A 25212-nucleotide genomic window follows, 5' to 3' on the forward strand; every position below is an offset into this window, starting at 1 on the left:
CCCGCAAAAATCGGCAGAATGAATGCTCAATGATTCTGAAAACTAAAAAGAAAAAATTAAGAAAAAATTTAGGTTTACTGTCTCTTCCTCAGCAAGTAGGCAACCGCAATCAGTCCAGCGATTGCGAAGATTGCTTCAAAGCCTGGAATTGGTCCGGGAGCGGGTGTTGTTGTCGGTGGCGGAGTTGTCTCGACTGGTGTCGGTGGCGGAGTTGTTGGTGTCACTTCTGGAGTTGTAACTGGTGGAGTCGTTGGTGGTGGTGTTGTAACTGCTGGCTTCTCCTTGAGGATCTGGACTGTCTTGATTACGAGGAGATCATCATGGGCTTTATATGTTCTTGCTAAGGCATCTGCAGGATCGAGATAATAGAGCTCCTTGGCGAGATAGTCTTCTGTCTTCTCAGCAGTTGTATTCATAGTATCTCTAATGTAGAATTTATAGGTTCCATCTGCGATACCAAGAGTCTCAAACGTAACACTTCCCTTTCCAGTGCTATCGAGTGTTACTCTCTGGTAAGACTTATAGTTCGGTCCAACCATCGTTACCCAGACATGGTCGTAGCCCGGAACACCTTCTCTGCTTGTTTCGACGGTTATCTTAATCTGATCCCCGACGACTATTGTCTCTGGCTCGATTTTGACATCCATCTTAAGCGATGAAATTTCAACAAGCTTCTGCACCTTATCTACTTCATCGGTTCCGAGATATAGCTTAACCGTGAATACATATAGACCAGGTTCAAGTTGTTTAGTTGCTCCTTTGTAGGCCTTAAGATCTAGGCGGAATTCCACCTGGTCATTGGCATCCGGTTGTGTATACTCAGACTTGCCGAATGCAGTTGGTTTGGCCCTTACATTTGGTCCCTCCAGTGTCCAAGTCACAGTAGCATAATTTCTATCACCAGGATCAGTCACTATCTTAACTTCAACTTCTCCCTGATATGGTATAACGCTTGGGATCTCTACACTTAGTATTCTTGGATCGGTGACTACGATTGCGAACATTTTTTGTGGATCAGAAGACTTATCAATTTGAGAAGCGTTTGTTGGAGCATAGAAGTAGAGATAATAAGTTCCAGCATCCGCATCTAATCTCACTTTAATCTTAAAGTCAAGTCTGTCATTCGAATCGGGCTCGAATTTCTTGGTGCAAGCGGTTATTGGAATAATGGAGTCGGTTGTAACATCATCTACATTGGGCACACCTTCGAATACATTTTCTTCACTTGCAAATACACAAACGTTATTAGCAGTCGTGGTGCCTGTGAACCTAATCTCTCCTCCCCTTGCAACCGTAGTCTTGTCAGCGTTCAGATCAATCGTCTGCTTTACAACCGATATTGACACAGTATCTATAACATCGCCAGCAATCTTTGCCTTGAATTTGTATTCAGTTAAGGGGGCAGTCTGAGCTACCTCGATCTCTTTATATGCCTTACCAGTAGCATCAACTTTCAAGGTTTCGTTAACTTCCTGCCCACTTCCACCGATGATCCTATTATCTTCCATTATGAAGTATACTGGACTGTTGACTTTCAGATTTGTTATTATTGTGAACTTGACCTTGTCGCCCCTTACTACCGTGGTCTTGTCTGGGCTAATCTTAACCATGCCTTTAACGAGTTCAAACACTGTGGTTTCATCATCTTCGAAACCAGTATCCGTAGTTAGTTTGAATTCTACCTTATAGTAGCCTGTATCCAATTGTGTGGCTCCGGTTAAATCTGGCCATCTCGTTCCAAAGTTATCTATCTTGACAGAGAATGTTCTATCCGCACCTATTATAGCACTTGTTGTTCCAATCGTATTATCGTTAAGATCCTTTATAGTTATCGTGACCATGTTTGGAAGACCAATGTCATATTTGCTATTGGTTTCTGCAACATTTGTAACACCAGTTATAGTCAGATCAGTTCCCTTAACATGCTTTGATGGAACACTGATTGAGCTAAGCGTGGGCTTTGCGAGTATTATTACCTGAGTGGCTTCTGCTCTATAAGGATCGGTTCCTAAGAACAGGTTCTGTGGATCTTTTCCAGCAGCTATCTTCGCTACAATATACCCCTCGGTATCTTTTGTGAATCCATACGCAGAGGTTAATTCGAAGTAATCTGGACAATTCATGTATTTCTCATCGAATTTCGAAGCCTTGTAAACCTTAGGAGTTAGTGACCATGTTCCGTTCACACAATCCGCATAATACACCTTGCCTTCCCAACCGGTCATTAGAACGCCAACAAAGTAATCTTCAGATGCGCTCAGGCTATATTTTAGTTCTACTCTATCACCGAGAGCTGCTGTCATCGGAGTTGCGCTTATTGAGACTGCTGGTTTACCAGCTACTGGTTTAACCAAGAAGACAAGCCTATCATCCCAGATCGTTCCCAAGTTGTTAAAAGCAACGACTACGTAGTAGCTAGAATACATGCCCTGGTTTGCAGTGTTCAAGCTATATGTCCTGCTTCCGCCCTGCTCAGGCAAGCTTTCAAGCCACTTATAGTTATCTGGGTCTGTAGCCTTTGCAACGTTAAATACTCCTCCAACTTTAACCTTAGTTGTGTATGTATACCAGTCAATAACCGCAATATACCTCGTTCCATAGTCCTCTGCTTTATAATAAGACCAAGTTACCGTTAGGTCGATGGCTTGTCCATATGTTACTTCTTCATCAGAAAGCTTCATTGAAGTTATGGCTAAATCAGGTATTGTGATCGGTCCTTTATTAGTTGGGACTGTTGGTGGAGTGGTTGGTGGTGGGGTTGTTGGTGGAGTGGTTGGTGGTGGGGTTGTTGAGATTGTCAAACTGCCAACCGAAGGCGTTGCATCTACACCGTCAACACTCGCAGTAACAACATTGAAGCTTATAGTCCCTGAAGCTCCAGAATCGACTTGGAACACAGCGGTTGCAACTTTTGTCTTGCTTGCAATGTTAACTGGAGAGCTTGAAACTCCTAAATATCTGACATAATTTGCACTCGAGGATATTGTGTCCATTGTGTTGAACAATCCCTGAGTTGAGCCACTAACGTAGCTGATCTTTGAAGTGTCGAAGGTGAAGTTGAGGAGCACAGCATTGGCAGTGCCATCCTGAACGCTGATGTCGACTGCAAAGATTCCACCTGGGGCAACAGTGGTTTTGTTTGGTTCTATGAATACTGTAGCAGCCATCACTGGAGTCACTAATACTACTAACAACATCAACCCTATTAGTCCGAACTTTTTCATTTTCTCAACCTCCTTCCGCATTTTCGTTCACTTCCTACTATATAAATCCTACGATTTAGCGGACGGAGTATAGCCCTGGCTACCCCGCCGCCAAAGCTTAGTTATATTTAAAGTATATAAACTTTTTGCCCATCTGTGATATACTTTACTGCAATTGACGAACTCAGAGAAGTCTGTCCGCGAGTGCACTGATCACCTTTAATTATCCTTTTGTCTGCCATCTATATTTTTTAACCAAATCCAGAATTAGGATTAAACAACCACTTCATTATCACATTTATCAGCTCCAAATCGCTTATTCTGTTGTTCAGCCAGTCCATTATCGCTGCTATTAGCTCCTGATCTTCTATTCTGTCATTGCCGTTGCTGTCGTAGCTTTGCCATGGCTCTGTGCCAATTTTTATGCTCTGAACTATTGGCATTGCATTTGCTCCATTAACACTTGCTGTAACAACATTGAAGCTTAAAGTCCCTGAAGCTCCAGAATTGACTTGGAACACAGCGGTTGCAACTTTTGTCTTGCTTGCAATGTTAACTGGAGAGCTTGAAACTCCTAAATATCTGACATAATTTGCACTCGAGGATATTGTGTCCATTGTGTTGAACAATCCCTGAGTTGAGCCACTAACGTAGCTGATCTTTGAAGTGTCGAAGGTGAAGTTGAGGAGCACAGCATTGGCAGTGCCATCCTGAACGCTGATGTCGACTGCAAAGATTCCACCTGGGGCAACAGTGGTTTTGTTTGGCTCGATGAAGATCTTTGCTGAGGTTGTTGGTAGAGGGGTAGTAGGTGTAGGTGTTGTAGGCGGAAGACCGGTATATTTCAATGGTAGATAGTCAGTATTGTTAATCGCAATTGTGTAAGCAGAGTCACAGATTCCATCGCCATCTGAGTCTGCACAAGTTTGCGAATATCCAGTCTCAATCGGGTTCAACCAGACATTTCCTCCAGTATACTTTCCACCAATAATATTTTTAAATGCTGTTTTTGAAATATTCCAAGAATTTTCCAGTGGGCCCAAATAAACTGTTCCATTTATTATGTTGTCAAAAAACAAATTATTGGAAGAATTAAACAGATACACTGCATAAATGGGATTTTTCTCAATTATGTTTCTATAAATAATATTACTACTTGAGTAAGATAAATACATGCCCCCGGAATTATTGTGAATCGTATTGTTGACAATGGAGTTTTTTTCCGACGTATAGCATAAATAGATTCCAACCGAACCATTCTTAATCGAAAAACCTTCGATATGAGTATAACTTGCTGTTACATTGAATACTGGACCCCCAAAACTATCTAAAATTGCACCCGAGGTATTTTCAGCTATGAGGAGCACCGATCTGTTTACATTTATGCTTTCATTGTAAATCCCATCTCTTACTATGATCAAGTCGCCACTTTTTGCATTATTTATTGCATCCTGAACCTTTCTGTAATTGTCCGGAACGTAAATCTTCTGTGGAACAAAATCAACAAGGTAAACTGATTTTTCTATACTACATTCTCCATAACCAACCTTAAAATGTCCATCCCCATTCCAAGTTGCTCCCCAGCTGTTCCTGACGATCCAGTATTTTCCTGTCTCGTTGTATCCAACTAAGACTACCGCATGATTTTCTTCCTCGAGAAAAATGTCGTCAATACATCTGAATATTCCGTTTTCGTCGAAATACCCTTTACTATCATACCTCATCACTGCTACAAGAGGCCCGTATGAGACAAGAAACCTCTTTATAGTGCCAATGTCATCTGTGAGATTCCAAAAATTTGATATTTTATAAATCTCATTTCCAATTGAGCATTTTTCAGAGCATTTTTTAGTTGTGAAGCACGCTGGAGGACTACAATAGTAATCCGAGTAGGGAAAACAGCTCTCCTTAACGATACCGTGCGATTTCAAATAACTCAATGCCATATAACTGGATCCACCACTACAGTCACCTGCAGAAGAACAGGAGATCAGGTCTTGCTCAGAGAGATCAGGATTGAGATCGGGGGCATCTCTTTTTATTTCTATTAGAGATTCCAATACAGCAACAATTGCGAAAGCCCAGCATGCACCACATAAACCCTGATCCTTTACTGGAGTTGTATAGTCTTTTCCTTTGAAATTTCGCCAGTCAAAGTAGATCGAGGGGTCGGCTGTGCTGGTTATTTCTCCTTTTTTGACAAGATTTGCAATTTTTCCCGCTTTGAGTTTTTCGGAGCAATTTCCCCCATTCCAGGATAAACCACATTCGCAATCGTAGAAAGCCCATGATTCACATTCACTACCATCTGGAAATACACAAAATCCCAATTCACCAGAAGGAGTTGCTTTAATGACATATTTATAGCCTAAATTCACACAGCGAATTGCTGCTGGATTTGGCATTCCTGCAACAGGGAGAGATTCTTCAATTTCCTTACAGTCCACAGGAAACAACACTAAATTCAATATTAAGACCATTAAACAACCATATACCAATTTCCGCATCCTAACACCAATTCAGAAAAATATAAAATTAAAATTTCAACTCAACCACTTCATTATCACATTTATCAGCTCATGATCGCTCAATTCGTTGTTCAACCAGTCCATTATCGCTGTGATTAGCTCCTGATCTTCGATTCTGCCATTGCCGTTGCTGTCGTAAGCCTGCCATGGCTCCTCAATGATTTGAATATTGTAAATACTAATTTCAGAAGGTTTATTGTCGACATTTGCATCAATAATACTAAATTCAATTGCCCCCGTTGCGTTTGAATTAACTTTAAACACAGCGGTTGCAACTTTTGTCTTGCTTGCAATGTTAACTGGAGAGCTTGAAACTCCTAAATATCTGACATAATTTGCACTCGAGGATATTGTGTCAATTGTGTTGAACACTCCCTGAGTTGAGCCAGTAACGTAGCTGATCTTTGAAGTGTCGAAGGTGAAGTTGAGGAGCACTGATTGTGCGGTGCCATCCTGAACGCTGATATCGACTGCAAAGATTCCACCTGGGGCAACAGTGGTTTTGTTTGGCTCGATGAAGATCTTGTTTTTAACTATTTGAATGCTGAACACAGTTAAATTAGCCAAGGATACATTTACTCCATTAACACTCGCAGTAACAACATTGAAGCTTATAGTCCCTGAAGCTCCAGAATCGACTTGGAACACAGCGGTTGCAACTTTTGTCTTGCTTGCAATGTTAACTGGAGAGCTTGAAACTCCTAAATATCTGACATAATTTGCACTCGAGGATATTGTGTCCATTGTGTTGAACAATCCCTGAGTTGAGCCACTAACGTAGCTGATCTTTGAAGTGTCGAAGGTGAAGTTGAGGAGCACAGCATTGGCAGTGCCATCCTGAACGCTGATGTCGACTGCAAAGATTCCACCTGGGGCAACAGTGGTTTTGTTTGGCTCGATGAAGATCTTTGCTGAGGTTGTTGGTAGAGGGGTAGTAGGTGTAGGTGTTGGTGCGGAAGTGGGAGTTGGTGTTGGAGTTGGGGTTGTGGGTGGGGTGGTAGGTGGAGTAGTTGGCGGGGTTGTTGGTGGTGTTGTAGGCGGAAGACCGGTATATTTCAATGGTAGATAGTCAGTATTGTTAATCGCAATTGTGTAAGCAGAGTCACAGATTCCATCGCTATTGCTATCTGAACAAGTCATTGAAAATCCGCCACCCCATGGTAGAATCCAAGCATTACCACCGAGGTAGTTACCACCAACAATATTCTTAGAGCTTTGCTTGGTCGTATTCCAATAGTTTACGGAATTCTCTAAATAGACATATTGCGTGATAAGGTTGTTATAAATCCGATTATTCGTTGAATTAACAATATAAAGTGCATGGCGAGTGTTATCCACTATTGTGTTCCATGAGATCTCGTTGTCTTCTGCAGCATAGAGTATTACCCCTTCCTTACTGTTCCCAGTGACTGAATTATTTTGGAGGACATTGTTTTTGAAGTAATAACATGCCAATCCGTAAAGAGAACTGTTTCGGATTACATTGTTTGTGAATTTGCTTTCTGAAATCCACCACAACTTAACTGGAGCACCTATAACAGTGCAGTTCGTAATTGTAATGTTCTTAACACCATTGGCATCAATTGAATAACTTGAATTAACTATCCTAAAACCATCAAGTGTAACATCACTTGCTCTTATTTGTATTGCGACGACACCCAAGCCATCGATTATTGTGCAATTTGATCCGCAGGCTGATTTGATTGTTAGCGGTTTGTTTATAATTATATTTTCAGCATACGCTCCGGGTTTCACTATTATTAAGCTTCCGGGCGTTGCGTTGTCTATTGCTTGCTGGATCGTGGTATAGTTGTCTGGAACGTAGATGTCTCCAACAAGGTTTAAACAAGGATCTCTTGGAGTCAAATTAACCTTTAATGGTAAGTAATCTATGTTATTCATAGCAATTGTGTAAGCAGAGTCACAGATTCCATCGCTATTGCTATCTGAACAAGTCATTGAAAATCCGCCACCCCATGGTAGAATCCAAGCATTACCACCGAGGTAGTTACCACCAACAATATTCTTAGAGCTTTGCTTGGTCGTATTCCAATAGTTTACGGAATTCTCTAAATAGACATATTGCGTGATAAGGTTGTTATAAATCCGATTATTCGTTGAATTAACAATATAAAGTGCATGGCGAGTGTTATCCACTATTGTGTTCCATGAGATCTCGTTGTCTTCTGCAGCATAGAGTATTACCCCTTCCTTACTGTTCCCAGTGACTGAATTATTTTGGAGGACATTGTTTTTGAAGTAATAACATGCCAATCCGTAAAGAGAACTGTTTCGGATTACATTGTTTGTGAATTTGCTTTCTGAAATCCACCACAACTTAACTGGAGCACCTATAACAGTGCAGTTCGTAATTGTAATGTTCTTAACACCATTGGCATCAATTGAATAACTTGAATTAACTATCCTAAAACCATCAAGTGTAACATCACTTGCTCTTATTTGTATTGCGACGACACCCAAGCCATCGATTATTGTGCAATTTGATCCGCAGGCTGATTTGATTGTTAGCGGTTTGTTTATAATTATATTTTCAGCATACGCTCCGGGTTTCACTATTATTAAGCTTCCGGGCGTTGCGTTGTCTATTGCTTGCTGGATCGTGGTATAGTTGTCTGGGACATATATATTAGCAGACGCCACGGGAAGTATCATTATCAATACCAAACATAAACTTGTTTTTCCCATCACTATAATTCTTTTTTCCATAAACAAATTCTGGATGGAGCTTTAAAAGCTTTTCCTAATGATTACAATCATCAAAAAATTAAGAAAAATTGTAAAAATTTAGTGTTTAGCCACTTAGCCACTTCAGTATAACGTTTATGAGCTCCTGATCACTCAATTCGTTGCCTAACCAGTCCAAGATCGCTGCTATTAGCTCCTGATCTTCGATCTTGCCATTGCCGTTGCTGTCGTAAGCCTGCCATGGCTCCTGTGGAGGTGGCGTTGTTGGTGGCGGTGTTGAAGGAACTCCGGAAACGATATACTTCAAGTAGTTTGCATTGCCGACTTTGTCTGTCGCAACGACAACTACTTCATCTCCAACAGCGAGGATGTTCTTTGGAACCGTAACAGTTGCGTTGAATCCATCGCTCGCTATGGTGCACTGATCTGTTATGTCAACTCCATTCTTGAGCACCGCAATTCCAGTGCCATAGACGAGCATGTCGATGCTTATGCCAAACTGGGAGCTACCCAAATTATCGTAGAACCTGATCTTTGCACAGTCATCGCACTCCTCCATATAGTAGCAACCCTCGCAATTTGCTGAAGCAGAGCAGTCCATTTCGCAATTCTGTAGTGGCACTCTTACCCACATGCTATGTGGACAGCCATTCCAGTAGTATTCGTCCCAATCTGTGTATAATCCATACCGGCAATTTCCTCCCCAGTCTCCTGGGTTGTATTCGAAGATGTCACAGTCTCTGCATCCTCCTATTATGCTCAGGTAATCCTGATAGCCAAGTTCAATTCTGTCAAAGTGCACCGCAACGGATCTCGTCTGCTTCAATGGATCATAGAGATCATAGTAGTATCGAATATCTCTATCATATGGCGGATAAGTGTTCCAACGGCTGAATTGGAAGCCTACATCCTTGTATTTCACTTTAATGGGCTCACTGTCAGCGTTTGCTTCAACTCCGACCAAGTTATCGGTGATGCTGAAAACTAAGCTCGTTCCAGTATCCTGCATAGCACTGAAAGTTGGACCAGTATTGTCGATAATTATTGTCAGATTTTTCTTTGGATAAGAACTAAATGTTGCATCCGCAACTGGGTCGTAGTAAACCGCTTCTACTGTAACTTCATATTTATAGTTCAAATCGATCTTTGTGTAATCTCCAAGGCACTCACAATCCGTGTAGTAATAATCTGGCTTGTATTTAGCACATCCCGGTATATAGCAAGTATTACCTGAAACCAAATAGAATTCGTATACGTAGAACCCATATCCATTGCTTGGGTTGGTGTCATTTACAAACCTGAATCTAAACTGTATATTCCCTGCTGCACCCGTATCAGATATTGTATACTCGAATTTGTCTAAGCAAGTATTATCATCAATAGTGAATTCTTTTATAGTATTCCACTGTCCTCCGTAGTAAGCCTCAAAAACAACCTTGTCATTTCCAGCCAAATTTGAAGTATACATAAAGTAGACGTTAATGGAAGAATTATTGCATCTCAAAGCTATTGGTGGGCTCGTAAGGTTACCGGGTCTATCGAGGTATCTTCCAGTTAAGTTGAATCCCCAGACATTCATTGAACTCAGAGGTTTCCCTGTATAATAATACGTATCTGGACATGCGTTAGGTGCTCCAAGAATTGTTGGTTCGCCATATTTCCACTGACCATCCCCGGTCCAACTATAGCTATCAATATCAAAGTAGTAGTATAACTCTCTACCCTCAAGACTGGGCACTTCAATATTTCCTGGCTCCAAGCATACGTTGGTATTCTTCACCTGAGGCGTTACTTGCTCAACCCAAACCCATCTTGATACACCGTCCTCTCCTGGCATTTTGATGAATTTCTTGAAGTATAGCAATTCTCTACCCTCTTGATACGGAGCCTTTAGATAGAAACAAGAGTCTGGAACCGCTTGCATCACTGTGTTTGTAGTGCTGTTGTAATTATAATAGCACACACCTTCACATGGCAATACCTGTGGATTCGGTGGGGGTATGACAACGTGCTCAGCAACGCAGATCTTTGCAGTGTATTCACCATACTCTACAGTTTGATAGTAATCCATTAAGTTAATAGCTGTAACAAAGTATCCGCCCTTGTTGGGGGTTTTTACATTTGTAATATTGAGCTTGAACTTCTGAGGTCCAACAAGCTGTGTATAATTCTGTTCATTCACTTCTGTAACCACTAGATAACTCGGAGCAGTTGTGTTCTTAATAGCCTTGCTCGTTAGATCCCATGTAGCCATTGCAGTGAGATTTGTCCTGTAGTAAGAACCAATATCGGCTAAACCGAAATAGAACTCAACTCCTGGCATTGGTGGCTGTGGGACAATTCTAATCGTATATGTGTCTGGTATAGTTCCCGTATGGTTTAGCTCGAATTCAAATATTAAGTTTGCAGTTGTATTGTTTGGCAGTGTGCATGGGATGTATGGTGCGCTCATTCCATCTATGAATTGATATATCGTCTTGTTAACCATTTGGCCTTCATATTCAAACTCTGCATAAATTGTAACGTTTTTCATTGGCACTGCACTCGCTGGCAACATTAATATCACTAACAGCACTAATCCTATCAATCCATACCCTTTCATTTTCTCAACCTCCTTCCGCATTTTCGTTCACTTCCTACTATATAAATCCTACGATTTAGCGGACGGAGTATAGCCTTAGCTACCCCGCCGCCAAACCTTAGTTATATTTAAAGTATATAAACTTTTTGCCCATCCGTGATATATTTTACTGCAATTGACGAAGAATTCGTTGCTTAAGATATTGCGATTACTTGGAGTATACTTAAAAACCCCCAGAATGACGTGAACAAAAAGCCAAGAGCGGTTAATTGCGGTTATATTGTTCGAAATTATCTTAAGGTCATCATCAAGGCAACGAACCACAATTAGAGAACCGATAAAAAGCTTTAATGTATTTTCAGGATTTTCAAGAGACCAGAGAACTATTCTGATAAGTTGTCGAAAATGTTACAGAGCCCGGTATACTCAGTGGCAGAAAAGTTTAAATCATTAAATCTATTAATGAGATTGAGATGCCCAAAACCGTAAAGGATTTGCTTGTGGAGATCAGAAATACGAGCGAGTTGGTAATAGATCTCGCCTATTCATCCGTTTTATATGATGTCGAGGATGTCGCTGAGGAAGTGCTTGAACTGGAGGCAAAGTTTGTCGATCTTATTAAAGAGATCAGAAAAATTGCAGCCTTATCAGTAAGACATATTAGAGAGACTGAAAAAGTTGCCTCCATTTTGCAGATAGCAAGTGCTGGCTACAAGATGAGCAGTGCCGCTGGAGATATTTCTTCGCTCGTGCTAAGAGGCTACAAATTGCCGAAGAACATCGTAAATCTTATTCTTGCACACTCTGAGGAGACCATAGTAAAAGTCACGGTACCAGAAAATTCGCCCGTAGTAGGAAAATCGCTTGGAGAAGTTATGTTCCAGAAGGTCACGGGAATGAGAGTTATAGCAATAAAAAGAGATCTACAGTGGATCTTCGACGTTGACAGGGACACAAGAATAATGAAGGGTGACGTGCTTTTTGTTCGCGGAGATCCAAACAGCGTTCCAAGGCTCTATGAGTTTGTTTTGAATGAAACCAGAGAAATTGGAATAGCAAGCGAGCTCGAGATTCCGGAGCTTGACAGAGCTGTTGATTTGCTAATCGAAATGAAAAATCTCTCAGAACTTGCAGTCGACTTGGCCTATTCCTCGCTCATCTATGGAAACGAAGACGTTGCACTCGAAGTCGTTTACATCGAAAGCGTTCTCGACAACATGAAGTTTGAAGTTGAGAAGCTAATTCTGAGTGCAAGCAAAAAGTTCGATGATCCCTCGATATTGATCCCAATAATAGAGATAGTTCACTGCTCCGAGCAAATTGCTGACAGTGCAAGAGAAATTGCAGAAATACTTCTCAACAAGATGGAATTACCGGAAGTTTTTAAAGATGCAATGAGAAAAACGGGAGAGATTCTAATTATGGTAAACGTCGATAAGGATTCTCCGCTTACGAATAAAACTCTTAAAGAGACAAGAGTTGAGAGCAACACGGGAATGCACATCATCGCAATAAAGCGAAGGAACGAGTGGATCACAAGACCCACTGCAAGCACTGCAATCCATGCAGGAGACATACTTATTGCAAAAGGGCCAAGAGAGAGTGAAATAGAGCTCCTTAACCTTTGTTGTTCTACAAAACAAGCTAAACCAGCATCTTGAGCTTTCTGACCAGTTCTCTTTTTACGTGTGAGTTTCTTCCATTTTCACATACGATCGTTCTAACACCTATAATGTCAGGCGAAAGTCTGCGAAGCGATTCCAGATGCCCCCAGCCAAGGTTTCCAGCTAAGGCACACTGTAAACCATTTTCCTTTGCCAGAGAAACGAATTCCTGTAGAGATTCGAAGCTCATGTGATCAAAGATTGAGCTACCATCTTTTATTGCTGTATCAACCATGACAACATCTGCACCACATTCTGAAGCGATATGTGGTAGCTTAAGCGGAGATATGGCTCCAATCCTATAGTAATCACCATAACCAGCAATAACTACCTTCTTGCTTTGGTCGTAGCTCTTAACTGCTCTCACAACTGCCATTATTACATCTTTTGCTTCTACTTCATTCTTAACTCCATAAAGACCTACTTTAACGTAGTCCGCTCCCGCAACTGCTGCACCCAATGCTGCCAAGCTCGCTGTGCCGGGCTTGTAAGGCATGTCTCCAGTTGTTGCACTCACTTCTTTGCCATGCTTTTTTGCAAGCTTTGCAACCTCACTTATGACCCAAGGGAAATTTGCTCCCAAAGAACCTTCTGCGGGATTCTTAACGTCTATAATATCCGCTCCACCCTCAATGGCTTCGATGGCTTCGCTTAGATTCTTTGGGCTGACAAGGACAAGCATTATACTCTTCTTTGATCTATTGTATTTATGTTTTTTGAAACTTTTTAAACTCTTTGCCGATCATTTATTCATGAAAATCGAACACCTAAAAGTTGAAAAAGGCATAAAAGCTTCAGAGCTTGTGGAAAAACTTTCATGCACAGCATTTAATGCCCGAAGACTCGGTGAAGCAGGAAAAATATGGAAAGAAATGGTTAAAGAAGATGCTTTTATCTTCCTTACCCTCGCAGGGGCTATGATACCAGCGGGAATGAGGAATATTATTAAAGACATACTGGAAAACAAATTTGCCCATAGCCTTGTGCTTACTGGAGCCAATATTGTTCATGAAGTCTGCGAAGCCCTTGGATATGCCCACACTTCCGGATCGCCCTTTGCCAATGACGTTGAACTTGCAGAGAGGGGAATTAGCAGAATTTATGACGTTTTTATCGAAACACCTGCCTTTGAAGCTGTGGAGCAATTTTTCATGGAAACCTTTAAAGAGCTTTCAGGCATATTTTCAAGCTACGAGCTAATTTGGGAAATTGGCAAAAGACTTCAGGACTCCTTTATAAGCCTTGCATTCGAAAATAAGATCCCGATCTTCTGTCCAACTCTTCACGACTCCATAGCAGGGCTTCATTTAATGCTCTACGGAAAAAATGCAGTGATTGACTACTCAAAGGATACAAAAATGCTCCTTGATCTTTGCTCTCAGAAAAGAAAAATGGGCATCGTAATCGTCGGCGGAGGAGTGCCCAAGAATTTTACCTTGCAGGCAATGCTCCTTGCCGAGGGCTTCGACTACGCTGTTCAGATCACTACAGACACTCCACAATACGGCGGGCTTAGCGGAGCAACGCTTGAAGAAGCAAAAAGCTGGTGCAAACTCAAAGGCGATGCAAAGGCTGTAACAGTCTACTGCGACGCAACGATAGCCTTGCCATTGCTCTATGCTTATCTAATTGATTAGGCTCAGAACTCAAAACCCTCATCACAGCTTCAGAGGGGCCCTTTCATCATCGCCTTTTCAAAAGCTCTATATTCTCCCATATTAAAAACTCTTCCGCCTACTCTAATTTTTACCCTGTTGCTACGAGAATTTTTATTTTCAACTTTTTGGGTTCCGAGCAAATTTTTTAAATGTGAGCAGCATATGATTATAATTACAATTATTGTTAAATAATAAATATGATAAAATTTAAATACACTAAATTCGAAAACTCATTATGTCCACCAAGCTATCGGGGTTAGTCTTGGTGCTTGCAATGATTTCTGTTGCAACAGCTAACACTTTTGAGCAATTCGGTGAGATTCACACAGTAAAAACAGCTGATGGGGTCTCGATCAAGCTTTTGCACTACTGCTACAAAGGCGTTTGCAATAACGGAGCTCAGCCGATCGTTCTATTCTCTGGTCTAATGGCAAACATGAACGAGTATCTCGCCCATACCCCTGCAGAGTTAAAGAGCCGTTACGCCCCATACTATTCGCAGATGCCAATTGCAAGCTGGGCTCAGAATGATCCAAATGTTAAAGCAGACCCACTGCTCCAGCACAGTCTTGCTTACTATCTATGGAAAAAAGGCTACGATGTTTGGCTTGTGAACTACCGTGGAACTGGTTATGACACGATGAAAAGCCAAAAAGGTTCTGTTTACGTCAGTCTTGACGTATGGGCAATGTATGATACGCCCGCAGCGATTAACTACGTTTACTCGAAGACAGGAAAGAACCCGATCATCGGGGGGCACAGCACTGGTGGCTTAGTTAGCTACGTTTACTTGCAGGGAACAAAATTCCAGAGCACAGTCTCTTGCCTTAGTGGGGATCCTTGGTGCAAGAAGGTTGTCTCCTATGACAGCCTCGTAAAGGAAAGAAATGGAATTATCAAAGGAGCTCAGACTGTGCTTGGTGTCATAGCCCTCGATCCTGCTATGATCCCACCGCTGCCACAAATTATGGATACAAAAGTTGGTTGGGCTTTGCTTGACATTCCGATCTACATGGATCTGAGGAGTCTTATTGAGACCATAGCCAAAAGCAGATTGTTATGGAATACAACTCTACTTGCGATGAATTTCCTTTACAAAGTAATTGAAGAAGCATACTATCAATATGGGGACAGATGCGAACTAATAAAAGCCTTGGCCATGTATGCAACCGAGGACATGAATGATGCTCTCGGTGATTTCGCAGTCAGGTATATAATGGACAGTATCTATACACCAACGCTTGTCCAATACGGCGATTTTGGACTAAGACTTACTGCCAGAGAATACTTTGAAAATGGAGGGAGAAGCTACCTGATCTCACCACCATATCCTAAGCCAGGTTTGGATGGCTATTATTACTATATATACAACATGAACAAAGTGCAAGTCCCATTCATAACGATCCTCTCAGAACTCCCGGGACTTGTTGAAGCTGAGCAGATCGAAAAAGACTTGATGGGAAGAAAGACCCCACATCCGCTCGACGAAACTTGGCTAATTAAAGGCACAGGTCACCTTGAGCTACCATTCGGCTTAAAAGCTCCGAGTGAGATCTTTCCAAAAATTGGCAACTGGCTTGACAAAATGCAAGCTCTCCATGGCTATCCAACAACACCAAGGTAAAATTTTTGATTTTTTACAAATTCTTATTCTTTTTCACCCAAATACTCAAGATCAACAACATATCTGTTCACATAGGGTGCAAAGCTCCCGCATCTCCGCATGAATTTCGCCTTTGCAATTATTCCGTTGCTTAAAAAAATATCTTCAACCTTTTTAGCAAGCATGCTTTCATTATTCTCGCTTTCAAACGTGTAGTAATGAACAAAACCGCCTGATTTGACTTTACCCTTAACCAGCCCAACAAAGCTCTCCGCAGAATATGGAGCAGGCATTAAAATGCGATCGAATTTGCCCTCAAGCTTCGGAACAACTTCAGCAACATCGCCCTCGATTACAACGACATTGTTGACTTTGTTGAGCTTAACATTCCTTCTAAAATACTCCACCGCAATCCTGTTCAGCTCAACTCCTACGACTTCTTTAGCCTTTGAAAGCCTTGCGATGACAATTGCATAAGGTCCAACGCCAGCAAACATTACCAAAACCCTCTCGCCTTCCTTTACAAGCCTTGCAATCCTTTCACGCTCGGTTGAGAGCTTTGAGGAATAGTAAACCTTCGTTGGATCCACGAGAAATCTACAGCCATGCTCCTTAGCGATCGTCTCAGTCTCTTCTCCATAGATCTTCTCGTATTTCGCAACCCTGAAAACGCCATTAACTTCACCCACTTTTCTTAAAATTGTCTTCAAATGCTTATGCTTTTTGAGTATTGCATCCGCAATGAGCTCCTTCTTGCTGATTAGCTCATCTGGGATCTCTATTATTGCAATATCTCCAATTATCTCGAAGCTTCTTCGCAAGATTTTCAGCTCTTCTTCGCTGAGCTTATCCCTGAGCATTTCCTTGAGGGACACCAAAGTGATTTATGCAGACTGCAATAAATACTTACGATGCTTAAAGGAGTTTACTTCATCACCGACTCAAAGTTTGGAAAACATGAAGATTTGGCAAAAAAAGCCCTTGAGTTAGGTGTTAGGCTAATTCAGTTTAGAGAAAAGAAAATGAAGGATCGGGAATTGCTTAAGGTAGCAAAAAAACTACGTGAGCTAACTGAAAGTTATGACGCACTGCTAATTATAAACGACCGTATTGATCTTGCTTTGGCTTGCGAAGCTGACGGTGTGCATTTGGGTCAAGAAGATTTGCCCTTAGAAGTTGCAAGAGAGTTGTTCGACGGGATCATTGGCGTTTCGGTTCACAGCGTTGAAGAAGCAAGAGAAGCAAAAAAGGCAGACTATCTTGGTGCTGGTCCAGTTTTTGCGACAACTACGAAGGAAGATGCAAAAGCACCGATTGGGGTTGATGGGCTGAAAAAAATCATCTTAGCCACTAATTTGCCTGTTTTCGCAATTGGAGGAATAAAGCTTGAGAATGTTAAAAGTGTGCTCGATTGCAAAGTTGCTGGCGTTGCAATTGTTTCCGCAATAGCAGGCGAAAGCAGAGAGAGGGCAAAGGATTTTATTGATCTCGTAAACAAATATTTGGGCTTATGAAACAGCTCTCAGACCTAAAGGGCTATCAGATTTTCAACCATTCCGCAGTGAAGACATGCTTGTGGCTCAAAAAATCGCTTAGAGACGAAGGGGTGTGCTACAAGCAGAAGTTCTATGGAATTCAGTCCCACCGATGCCTTCAGATGACTCCCGCTTTGCTATGCAACCAGGCTTGTATTCACTGCTGGCGTCCTTTGGAGCTTCTAAAGGACTTTAAAGGCTGGAATGAGCCTGAAAGGATCGTTGAAGAGAGTCTGAAGGCTCAAAAAAGACTGCTTAGTGGATTCTACGGCACAGAAGGAATCAACAGAGTTAAGCTTAAAGAAGCGGAAAAGCCGAATCAGGTTGCAATAAGCCTACTTGGAGAGCCAACCCTTTATCCTTATCTTCCAGAGCTAATTGAATGCTATAAAAAACGCGGATTCACGACTTTTCTCGTAACGAATGGCACAAATCCAGAGATGGTTGAGAAAGTGAAGCCGACACAGCTTTACATTAGCCTCACTGCCTACAGCGAAGAAACCCATTTGACCCTTAACCGCCCAAGCAGTAATTTTTGGGCTCAAATTATGGAAAGCCTAAAAAAGATGAAAGACTCGCAGTCAAGGACAGTTATAAGGCTAACGCTGATCAAGGGAATCAACATGGACGAAAAAGCGGTAGAGGGATTCGACAGGCTAATAAGGATTGCTGAGCCAGACTACGTGGAGGCGAAGGCTTACATGTTCCTTGGATACTCAAGGCGAAGGCTAAAGCTTGAGAACATGCCCGAACACAGAGATGTGGTTGAGTTTAGCAAATTGCTGTGCAAAAAGGGCTATGAAATCGTTGACGAGTCTGAGCAGAGTAGAGTTTGCCTTCTGAGCCTATGAGACTCGAAGACTGTCGTATTAGACTTGAGGAGCTCGAGAAAGCTCGTGAAGAGCTTTTAAAGCTTACAAGAGAACTCAGGATTCTGGCTTCGAAGTCAATCGTAGCGGTGCACTCTGGAAATATGGAGCTCGCAGAGGAGAGCATCTCTAAAGGGCTGAAAATTCTTGAAAAGATCAAAGAATTCCAGAATTGTCCCGAGATTTACTATTCGATTACAAACGAAGCTATGCAAGAGATTGCTGAAGCGGTATTGTTCACAAAGGCTGTGAAGGGTGATTTCGATTTATCGATTGACTTCGAAGTCTCCCATTCAGCATTCATCACAGGCTTGGCTGATGTCATTGGAGAGCTTCGCAGGTTTGCACTTTCAAGGATGATTTCCAATGAACTTGAAAAAGCTGAGAAAATTGTCGAGATCATGGAGAAAATCTATTCAGAACTCATTTCTTTCGCGTCCTTCCCCGACAGACTTGTGCCAAATCTTAGGCAGAAGCTCGATGTTGCAAGAGCGGGAATTGAGAGAACGAAGTCTGATCTGCTTACAGCAAGGCTCTATGCGGTTCTGGATCGGGATAGATGACACGGACAGCAGAAAAGGAATGTGCACAACTTATCTTGCAGTGCTCTTAATGGAAGAAATAAAAAAAATTGGCAAAGTGATTGGATTCCCAAGGCTTATAAGGCTAAATCCCACGATTCCCTTTAAAACAAGGGGAAATGGAGCGGTTAGCTTCCTTGCAGAGCTTGAAGATCTTGATCAGGCTCTGGAAATTACTGAGAAACTCGTTAAAGAATACGCTGAGCTTGAAAATGAGAACACGAATCCCGGAGTTGTTTTCGTTGAAGAAGAAAAAGCTCCTTTGTTAAGAGAATTTGCAGAAAAGGCGATAAAAGACGTTTTGAGGATTGAAGACGCTCTTGAGCTAATAGAAAAGAACCGCATTGATCATCTTAAGTTCAAGAATGGTCGCGGGCTCATTGGAGCTCTCGCCTCAGTTGGTGCACAGCTTAATGATATCGTTTACGAGCTCATTGCTTACCGCATGCCTGAAAAAATTGGAAAACCTCGGGAATACGATAAGGAGAGCTTTTACGATCTTGACTTCGAATTCTATCCAAAGATCTTTGACACGGTTGACTGGTGCAACGACGTTGTAATGGCGGTTCCCGGAACTCCTTGCCCTGTGCTCTTCGGCTTAAGGGGAGAAGAGCCAGAAATTCTGAAAAAAGCGCTAAAGTTCGTTAAAACAGAGCCATGCGAAAGGTGGCAGATCTTTATAACAAACCACGCCACAGACATGCATATTATCAGCAGCGAAAAAGTCGAGGATTTTCACTCCTACAGGCTAATCGGCAGAGTTGTTAAAAAGCCGTATGAGATCGTTGGTGGTCATGTTTTCTTTGAAGTCCAAACGAATTCTGGAACTTTGAAATGCTCAGCCTTTGAGCCGACCAAGCAATTCAGAAACATTGTCCGAGCCCTTATTCCGGGAGACGTTGTGGAAGTCTATGGTTCTGTCAAGAACAACACTTTAAATCTCGAAAAGCTTCGAATTGTAGAGCTTGCGAAAAAATATGTTGAGCTGAACCCGCTATGCCCAAGATGTGGAAAGAGAATGGAATCTGCAGGCAAAGGACAGGGTTTCAGATGCAGAAACTGCAAAACCAAAGCCACCGAGAAAATAAAAATTGAAGTTCCAAGAACGCTTGAGCCCGGATTCTACGAAGTCCCACCGTGTGCAAGAAGGCATTTAACGAAGCCTTTGATCAGAATAAACGCCTCAGGAAGGCATATTTTCAGATAAAACGTCGAGCATGCTGTAAATTCCCGGCTTTTCAACTCCTGCAATCCACTTCACAGCCATTATTGCTCCCTTTGCAAAGCTGTCTCTGCTCGTGGCTCTGTGCGTAATCTCCACCCGTTCCCCCTCGCCAAAGAATAGGACTGTGTGCTCTCCAACTACATCGCCCCCACGAATGCCAAAGACGCCAATCTCGTTGCCCCTCTTTCCTTCTCTGCAAAACTTCAGATCCAAAATTTTGCCTTTTTTAGCCAAAACTTCCCTTATGATCTCAGCAGTCTTTATTGCGGTCCCGCTCGGAGCATCTTTCTTCATCTTGTGGTGAATTTCGAAGATCTCGATGTCGTAGCTATGGAGCAGTGAAGATGCGAATTCCACGATCTTGAAAAAAGCATTAACACCAATGCTGAAATTTGGCGATATTACAGCTGGAACCTTTTTGCAATAGCTCTCCAGTTCCTTCCTTTGCTCCTCGCTGAAGCCAGTGGTGCCAATCACAAGCTTTATCCCCTTCTGCGAAGCAATCCTCGCATTCTTTATGCAGGCTTCAGGATTCGTAAAGTCCACGAGAACGTCGACGTTAAGCTTTGTAATATCATTCTCGATCAAAACGCCGATTTTTCCAACTCCAGCGAGCTCTCCCGCATCTTTTCCAACTTCAACAACATCGAAAGCCTGAAAAACTTTCAAGCCCTCATTAATTGCGTGCTTCACGACAAGCCTTCCCATTCTACCTGCTGCTCCAGCAATTGCGAGCTTCATGAAGCTAATACTCCGTTAATGTTAAAAATTTTTGGAGTGAGATTGCAAAAACTCGATGAAATGGATTTATTGATTGAAACTCCACCATTGCACTTGGAGCCCTGCTTAAAGAGAAACTGGAGACGTTATGAAGGGCCACGGACTGAAATTCGATCGATTAAATTGAAAAAATCTCAAGCTTTTCTTGCTCTGTAAAGATCTCCAACTCTTGGGCTCAAGATAAGCGTTAATAGAATGTTTCCAATTGTAAGCAGTAGCATGAGTCCAAAAATTAATTTTCCCATTTGCCACGCTGGGATTAAACAAATAGTTGGAGTCAGCATCGATGCGAGTGCTCCGGAAGAGTAGAAAACGAATTTTTTGTTTTTAGATAACTCTTTCAGGGTTTCAGGATCGACTTTTATACCAAGCACAGGGAAGAATTTAAAAATAGGATTCAAAGGAGAATTCAGCTTTGTGATTGAGGACTTTCCAACGAAGTAATATTTGAATTTAAGCCCAAGTGCTTTTCCGACAACGTAATGAGCCAAACAATGACTAAAATACCAGAAGCAGAACCAAGCAACCAAAATAACCAAGATCTGCAACGGAAAAGGAAATTGACTATAGAAAAGAATCAGAAAAAGCCCAAAAAACAAACCAAAAATCTCGAGTGTATTTCCAAGCCAAACAGGTAATCTTCGATATGGCATCAATTATTTTTTGATTAGCCCTAAGTCTATTAGGACTTTCTTCAGCTTTTCCGTCTTTTCAGCACTGAGCTCAACCAGCGGAAGCCTTGGCTTTCCAGCTGGCAGTCCAATTAGCTCCATTGCTTTCTTCACCGGGATCGGATTTGTGTCAATGAAAAGTGCGTCGAAAAGCGGAGAGAGTTTGTGATGAAGCTCAATAGCCTTTGCAATATTTCCACTCTCAAAGGCATTACATAATTCTTTCATCAAATGCGGTGCAACGTTCGCAGCGACGCTTACAACTCCCTTACCGCCAATTGCGAGAATTGGAAGCGTTAGAAAATCATCGCCCGAGAGCACAACAAAATCCTTCTTTTTTACAAGCCTTATTATATCTGAAACTTGCTTCAGATTCCCGCTTGCTTCCTTAACGCCAACGATGTTATCGATCTCAGCAAGTTTAGCCATCAATTGCGGAGAAACGTTTATTCCGGTTCTGCCCGGAATGTTGTAAACGATAAGCGGTATTGAAACTTCCTTGGCAACTGCTTTGTAGTGCTCAAGCAATCCCGCGTCATTTGGCTTGTTGTAATAAGGTGTCACAAGCATCGCAGCTTCAGCCCCAGCTTTCTCGACTTCTTTTGTGAGCCAGATCGCTTCTTTGGTCGAATTAGAACCTGAACCACCAATTACGGGTAACTTTGAAGTCTCAGCCACGAATCGAACCACTTCAACATGCTCTTCATAGCCAAGCGTCGAGGCTTCTCCAGTGGTTCCGCAGGGCACAAAGGCATCTACGTGTCTCTCCATGTAGTCAAGATCCTTTGCTAAGCCTTCATAGTCAACGCTAAAGTCTTCCTTGAAAGGAGTTATTAGTGCAGGGATTACTCCCTTGAACATCATGATCCCTTCATTCCTCTATTGACTTTCCTCGTAATGTATCCTGCAACTCTGTTGCGAATTGTCTTGCTCTTTATCGTCGTTAGTTCTGAAACAAGCTTCTTGTTTTCGTCAAAGTTCGGAGTGAACTTCTCTGGATACTTTTTTAGCAATTCATTCGCTATTATCTTTATATAGGCAGGCTTTACAGTTCCCATGCAATCAATAGTGGTGTGATATTTAAAACTTTATCCACTCCCGAATTTCTCAAGTTTTCAAGCATCAAAAGAAATTATTAATAAACCATTTTACACTTTTGTCATGCCTAAAAAGATCCTGGAAAATTCAATTGTTCTGTTCACCCCTCCTGCATTTTATTTCGCTACCAGAGTGCTTTTAGATCCGACAAACGTCTTTAAATATCCTGGTAACTACTGCGTTCATGCGGTTCTATACTTCTTTTCTTTCCTTGTCTTCCCCGCTTTCTATCTTAGGCTTAAAAATCAAAAAATCGGCTTATTTTGTAGTAAAAAATCATTTCTTGCAGGCTTATTCGCCTACATTCCCTTCCTACCGTTTTTCTTATTCCTTTTCGGTCCTGTTCTTGGGGCAACTGGCAAGGGAATTGAATTGCTCATACTCCTGATTCTGATGTGTCTGAATGTTTCCGCAGTGGATTTTTACGTTTGGCGTGTATGGCAGGCAAATTTCAATAAATTTGTTGGCTTTACGGTCTGGCTGATCGTTCACATTCCAGAATCAATTTTCCTCGCTCAATACGGAATCCCAAAGGTCTTATTTTTTATGATAATCACTGGAGTTGTTTTTTCAGTAGTTTACGATAAAACGAAATGCGTTGGCGGTTTAATGGCTGGGCATATTGCTATAAATGTTGGAATGGCTTTGATCAGAGGGGAGTGGTGGTAGTAAGCCCCCTTCTGTTCCGACGGCATCAGTCTCAGCGGCTCTAAGCCTTGCACCCAGCAGTGGGCGGATTTTTCAACCAGCAGAGGTGACCTAAGCCTTTCGGCTTCATCGCATTTCCCTCTGCCGGGATTTTTCTGTTCCGCCCAATCCCCTCTCGGGGATGCTCCTTGCGGAGCCCGCCTTTACGGGTGGGGGGACTTTCCTCCTTTCGGTAAGCCGCCCACCACCGCTCCCCATAATTGTAGTTGCAAAGGCATAAAATCTTTAAGGCGAGAGTGGTAGCAAGGCAAAGGTGAGCGGATGATCTTTCAGGGTAGGAGTAGAAGAAAGCCTACTGGAGGATTCTATAGGGCGCACAGAAAGAAGAGAAAGTATGAACTTGGTGGAGAGCAGGTGCTGACGACGATTGGTGATAGGAAAGCGAAAAAGGAGAGAATGATGGGGGGAAGCTACAAGCTAAAATTGTTCGCAGATAAATATGCAAACGTTTACGATCCAGCCCAGAAGAAGGTTGTAAAAGTAGCAATTAAAAGCGTAGTCGAGAATCCTGCCCACGTTCACTACGTAAGGCATGGAGTCATTACAAAAGGAGCAATAATACAGACCGAAATCGGAAAGGCAAAGGTTACAAACCGCCCCAGCCAGGAAGGAATTATAAATGCAGTTTTAATAGAGAGAACGTAGGGGGCGCCAAAAAAATCATAGTTGCATCGGCGGCGGGATAGATGCCAATGATATACGCGACGCCCCTAAGATTGTTGTTTCTTTAAATTAATAAACCTTTCGGGGACGCATTTTGAAATGCAATAATTTTTATAAAAGCTCGAAAGTTAAGCCAATATCCGCTAAAAGTTTCCTGCTGAACTAAAGTGTTTACAAGATCTTTATCCGGTAGCTGAAGCGAATTTAATGGATTTCAATTACAGCAGCCTGTGGGGATTTGGATTTCGTAAAGCTAATCCCCAATATAAAAATTAAAATTTATTGTGGCTTGCTCACGAGTTCGGTCTTAGACAAAATCTTGCCCTCTCTCGAATGCGGATTCCTGAATAGCTTGTCTCCGTATTTCTCGATCTCTCTTGCCTCATCAGCAAGCATCGCTGCTATGCGCATCATTTCATGTGCTGAGGCTACCAAGGGCACATAAACGTTGTAGTCCTTCTCAACAAAGCATCCACGAACGTTAATGTCCGCAACTTTCTCTGCAATGAAGTAAGCCGCCATCGCCTTAGCCTTTGCATATGGATTGCTGAACTTGCCCGCTTCAACAGCTTTTTCTGCAGTAACGATGATCTGCGGCAATTCTGGCTTCTTTCCTGCCTTAAGATCATCAATAACCTTGTCTATTGCCTCCTGAACAACTCTCAAAGCTCCAGTTGCAGCGAGAACCTTCAGAACGTCCGCATTAAACAGTGCCATTTCTGTAGGATCCAGGAATTCCCTCCTTGCACCGATCATCGAGTCCGCATTGATGAAGATGTAGCCAAATCCTTTCTCCTTCAGCTCATCCTTTGCCTTCTTAGCGGGAGCATCACTTATCACTATAACTGGCTTCCCGGCAAAGGCTTCTCTTGCAGCCTTTGGTCCTGGCAAAGCTGCATTGGGAGATGCAACAATGATCAGATCGGGGTTGAACTCCTTAAGCTTTTCCGCGACAACCGCTTCTTCTGGTTGCATTTTTGCACCGCTTGTTACGACACGAACTTCGAGGTCCTCTCTGTCCGCCCTTTCGTCAAGCAAATATTCAAGGATTACTGCGGTGCCAATTGCACCCATCTTCAAAACTCCTACCTTCACCTTGCTCATAGCAAAAGAAATGAATAAGGCGTATTTAATACTTC

The 25212-nt window shown here is 42.2% G+C and carries 20 protein-coding genes and 1 other RNA gene; 9 read left to right on the forward strand and 12 right to left on the reverse strand.

Features of this window, described 5'->3' with window-relative positions:
• Positions 1 to 74 precede the first annotated feature (74 nt).
• The 4 genes from QXI54_02090 to QXI54_02105 all read right to left on the reverse strand — a co-directional run bounded on the left by QXI54_02090 (position 75) and on the right by QXI54_02105 (position 11060).
• Positions 75 to 3245, reverse strand: a complete 3171-nt coding sequence (locus tag QXI54_02090; protein MEM0301944.1) for a PGF-CTERM sorting domain-containing protein — start codon at positions 3243 to 3245, stop codon at positions 75 to 77.
• A gap of 209 nt (positions 3246 to 3454) precedes the next feature.
• Entirely contained in the window at positions 3455 to 5710 is a 2256-nt protein-coding gene (locus tag QXI54_02095; GenBank protein MEM0301945.1) for a C1 family peptidase, read from the reverse strand.
• 36 nt (positions 5711 to 5746) lie between these two features.
• Entirely contained in the window at positions 5747 to 8458 is a 2712-nt protein-coding gene (locus tag QXI54_02100; GenBank protein MEM0301946.1) for a NosD domain-containing protein, read from the reverse strand.
• An 85-nt stretch (positions 8459 to 8543) separates the two neighbouring features.
• Positions 8544 to 11060, reverse strand: a complete 2517-nt coding sequence (locus QXI54_02105) for a hypothetical protein (protein MEM0301947.1) — start codon at positions 11058 to 11060, stop codon at positions 8544 to 8546.
• 431 nt (positions 11061 to 11491) lie between these two features.
• Here QXI54_02105 and QXI54_02110 point away from each other — a divergent pair, with 431 nt between their 5' ends.
• Positions 11492 to 12679, forward strand: a complete 1188-nt coding sequence (locus tag QXI54_02110) for a TrkA C-terminal domain-containing protein (GenBank protein ID MEM0301948.1) — start codon at positions 11492 to 11494, stop codon at positions 12677 to 12679.
• Here QXI54_02110 and QXI54_02115 read toward each other — a convergent pair.
• Positions 12663 to 13364 carry a (5-formylfuran-3-yl)methyl phosphate synthase gene (locus QXI54_02115; GenBank protein ID MEM0301949.1) on the reverse strand — a complete coding sequence of 234 codons (702 nt, stop codon included), beginning with the start codon at positions 13362 to 13364 and terminating at the stop codon, positions 12663 to 12665. The genes QXI54_02110 and QXI54_02115 overlap by 17 nt on opposite strands.
• A 70-nt stretch (positions 13365 to 13434) precedes the next feature.
• Here QXI54_02115 and QXI54_02120 point away from each other — a divergent pair, with 70 nt between their 5' ends.
• A complete protein-coding gene (locus tag QXI54_02120; GenBank protein ID MEM0301950.1) occupies positions 13435 to 14319 on the forward strand; it encodes a deoxyhypusine synthase in 885 nt (294 codons plus the stop codon).
• 256 nt (positions 14320 to 14575) lie between these two features.
• On the forward strand, positions 14576 to 15964 hold the full coding sequence (locus tag QXI54_02125; protein ID MEM0301951.1) for a hypothetical protein: 1389 nt from the start codon (positions 14576 to 14578) through the stop codon (positions 15962 to 15964).
• A gap of 23 nt (positions 15965 to 15987) precedes the next feature.
• Here QXI54_02125 and QXI54_02130 read toward each other — a convergent pair whose 3' ends face one another.
• Entirely contained in the window at positions 15988 to 16818 is an 831-nt protein-coding gene (locus tag QXI54_02130; GenBank protein MEM0301952.1) for a class I SAM-dependent methyltransferase family protein, read from the reverse strand.
• 36 nt (positions 16819 to 16854) lie between these two features.
• Between QXI54_02130 and thiE the strand changes: the two genes are divergently transcribed.
• The 4 genes from thiE to QXI54_02150 are packed head-to-tail and all read left to right on the forward strand — an operon-like array spanning position 16855 to position 20135.
• Positions 16855 to 17457, forward strand: coding sequence for a thiamine phosphate synthase (gene thiE, locus QXI54_02135; protein ID MEM0301953.1), 603 nt, complete (start codon positions 16855 to 16857; stop codon positions 17455 to 17457).
• Positions 17454 to 18329, forward strand: coding sequence for a 4-demethylwyosine synthase TYW1 (gene twy1, locus QXI54_02140; GenBank protein MEM0301954.1), 876 nt, complete (start codon positions 17454 to 17456; stop codon positions 18327 to 18329). The genes thiE and twy1 overlap by 4 nt, the downstream gene beginning before the upstream one ends.
• Positions 18326 to 18910, forward strand: coding sequence for a translin (locus QXI54_02145; GenBank protein MEM0301955.1), 585 nt, complete (start codon positions 18326 to 18328; stop codon positions 18908 to 18910). Before twy1 ends, QXI54_02145 begins: the two co-directional genes overlap by 4 nt.
• Entirely contained in the window at positions 18885 to 20135 is a 1251-nt protein-coding gene (locus QXI54_02150; GenBank protein MEM0301956.1) for a tRNA(Ile)(2)-agmatinylcytidine synthase, read from the forward strand. Before QXI54_02145 ends, QXI54_02150 begins: the two co-directional genes overlap by 26 nt.
• Here the strand turns inward: QXI54_02150 and dapB are convergent.
• The 4 genes from dapB to QXI54_02170 form a co-directional block, all read right to left on the reverse strand.
• Positions 20112 to 20894 carry a 4-hydroxy-tetrahydrodipicolinate reductase gene (gene dapB, locus QXI54_02155; protein ID MEM0301957.1) on the reverse strand — a complete coding sequence of 261 codons (783 nt, stop codon included), beginning with the start codon at positions 20892 to 20894 and terminating at the stop codon, positions 20112 to 20114. The genes QXI54_02150 and dapB overlap by 24 nt on opposite strands.
• Positions 20895 to 21067: 173 nt before the next feature.
• Positions 21068 to 21586 (reverse strand): hypothetical protein, encoded by a 519-nt coding sequence (locus QXI54_02160; protein ID MEM0301958.1) that lies wholly within the window; start codon positions 21584 to 21586, stop codon positions 21068 to 21070.
• Positions 21587 to 21589: 3 nt separating this feature from the next.
• On the reverse strand, positions 21590 to 22465 hold the full coding sequence (gene dapA / locus QXI54_02165; protein MEM0301959.1) for a 4-hydroxy-tetrahydrodipicolinate synthase: 876 nt from the start codon (positions 22463 to 22465) through the stop codon (positions 21590 to 21592).
• Positions 22465 to 22662, reverse strand: coding sequence for a 30S ribosomal protein S17e (locus tag QXI54_02170; GenBank protein MEM0301960.1), 198 nt, complete (start codon positions 22660 to 22662; stop codon positions 22465 to 22467). The genes dapA and QXI54_02170 overlap by 1 nt, the downstream gene beginning before the upstream one ends.
• A 103-nt stretch (positions 22663 to 22765) precedes the next feature.
• On the opposite strand from QXI54_02170, the gene QXI54_02175 reads away from it, so the two are divergent.
• A complete protein-coding gene (locus QXI54_02175; protein MEM0301961.1) occupies positions 22766 to 23371 on the forward strand; it encodes a hypothetical protein in 606 nt (201 codons plus the stop codon).
• On the opposite strand, the gene rnpB is transcribed toward QXI54_02175, so the two are convergent.
• Positions 23360 to 23603: RNase P RNA component (gene rnpB, locus QXI54_02180), an RNA gene on the reverse strand. The genes QXI54_02175 and rnpB overlap by 12 nt on opposite strands.
• 68 nt (positions 23604 to 23671) lie before the next feature.
• Between rnpB and QXI54_02185 the strand changes: the two genes are divergently transcribed.
• Complete coding sequence (locus QXI54_02185) at positions 23672 to 24055, forward strand: 30S ribosomal protein S8e (protein ID MEM0301962.1); 384 nt, start codon at positions 23672 to 23674, stop codon at positions 24053 to 24055.
• 297 nt (positions 24056 to 24352) lie between these two features.
• Here QXI54_02185 and QXI54_02190 read toward each other — a convergent pair whose 3' ends face one another.
• A complete protein-coding gene (locus QXI54_02190) occupies positions 24353 to 25177 on the reverse strand; it encodes a F420-dependent methylenetetrahydromethanopterin dehydrogenase (GenBank protein MEM0301963.1) in 825 nt (274 codons plus the stop codon).
• Between the last annotated feature and the right edge of the window lie 35 nt (positions 25178 to 25212).

The organism is Archaeoglobaceae archaeon, from assembly GCA_038734275.1.
Taxonomy (GTDB): Archaea; Halobacteriota; Archaeoglobi; order Archaeoglobales; family Archaeoglobaceae; genus WYZ-LMO2.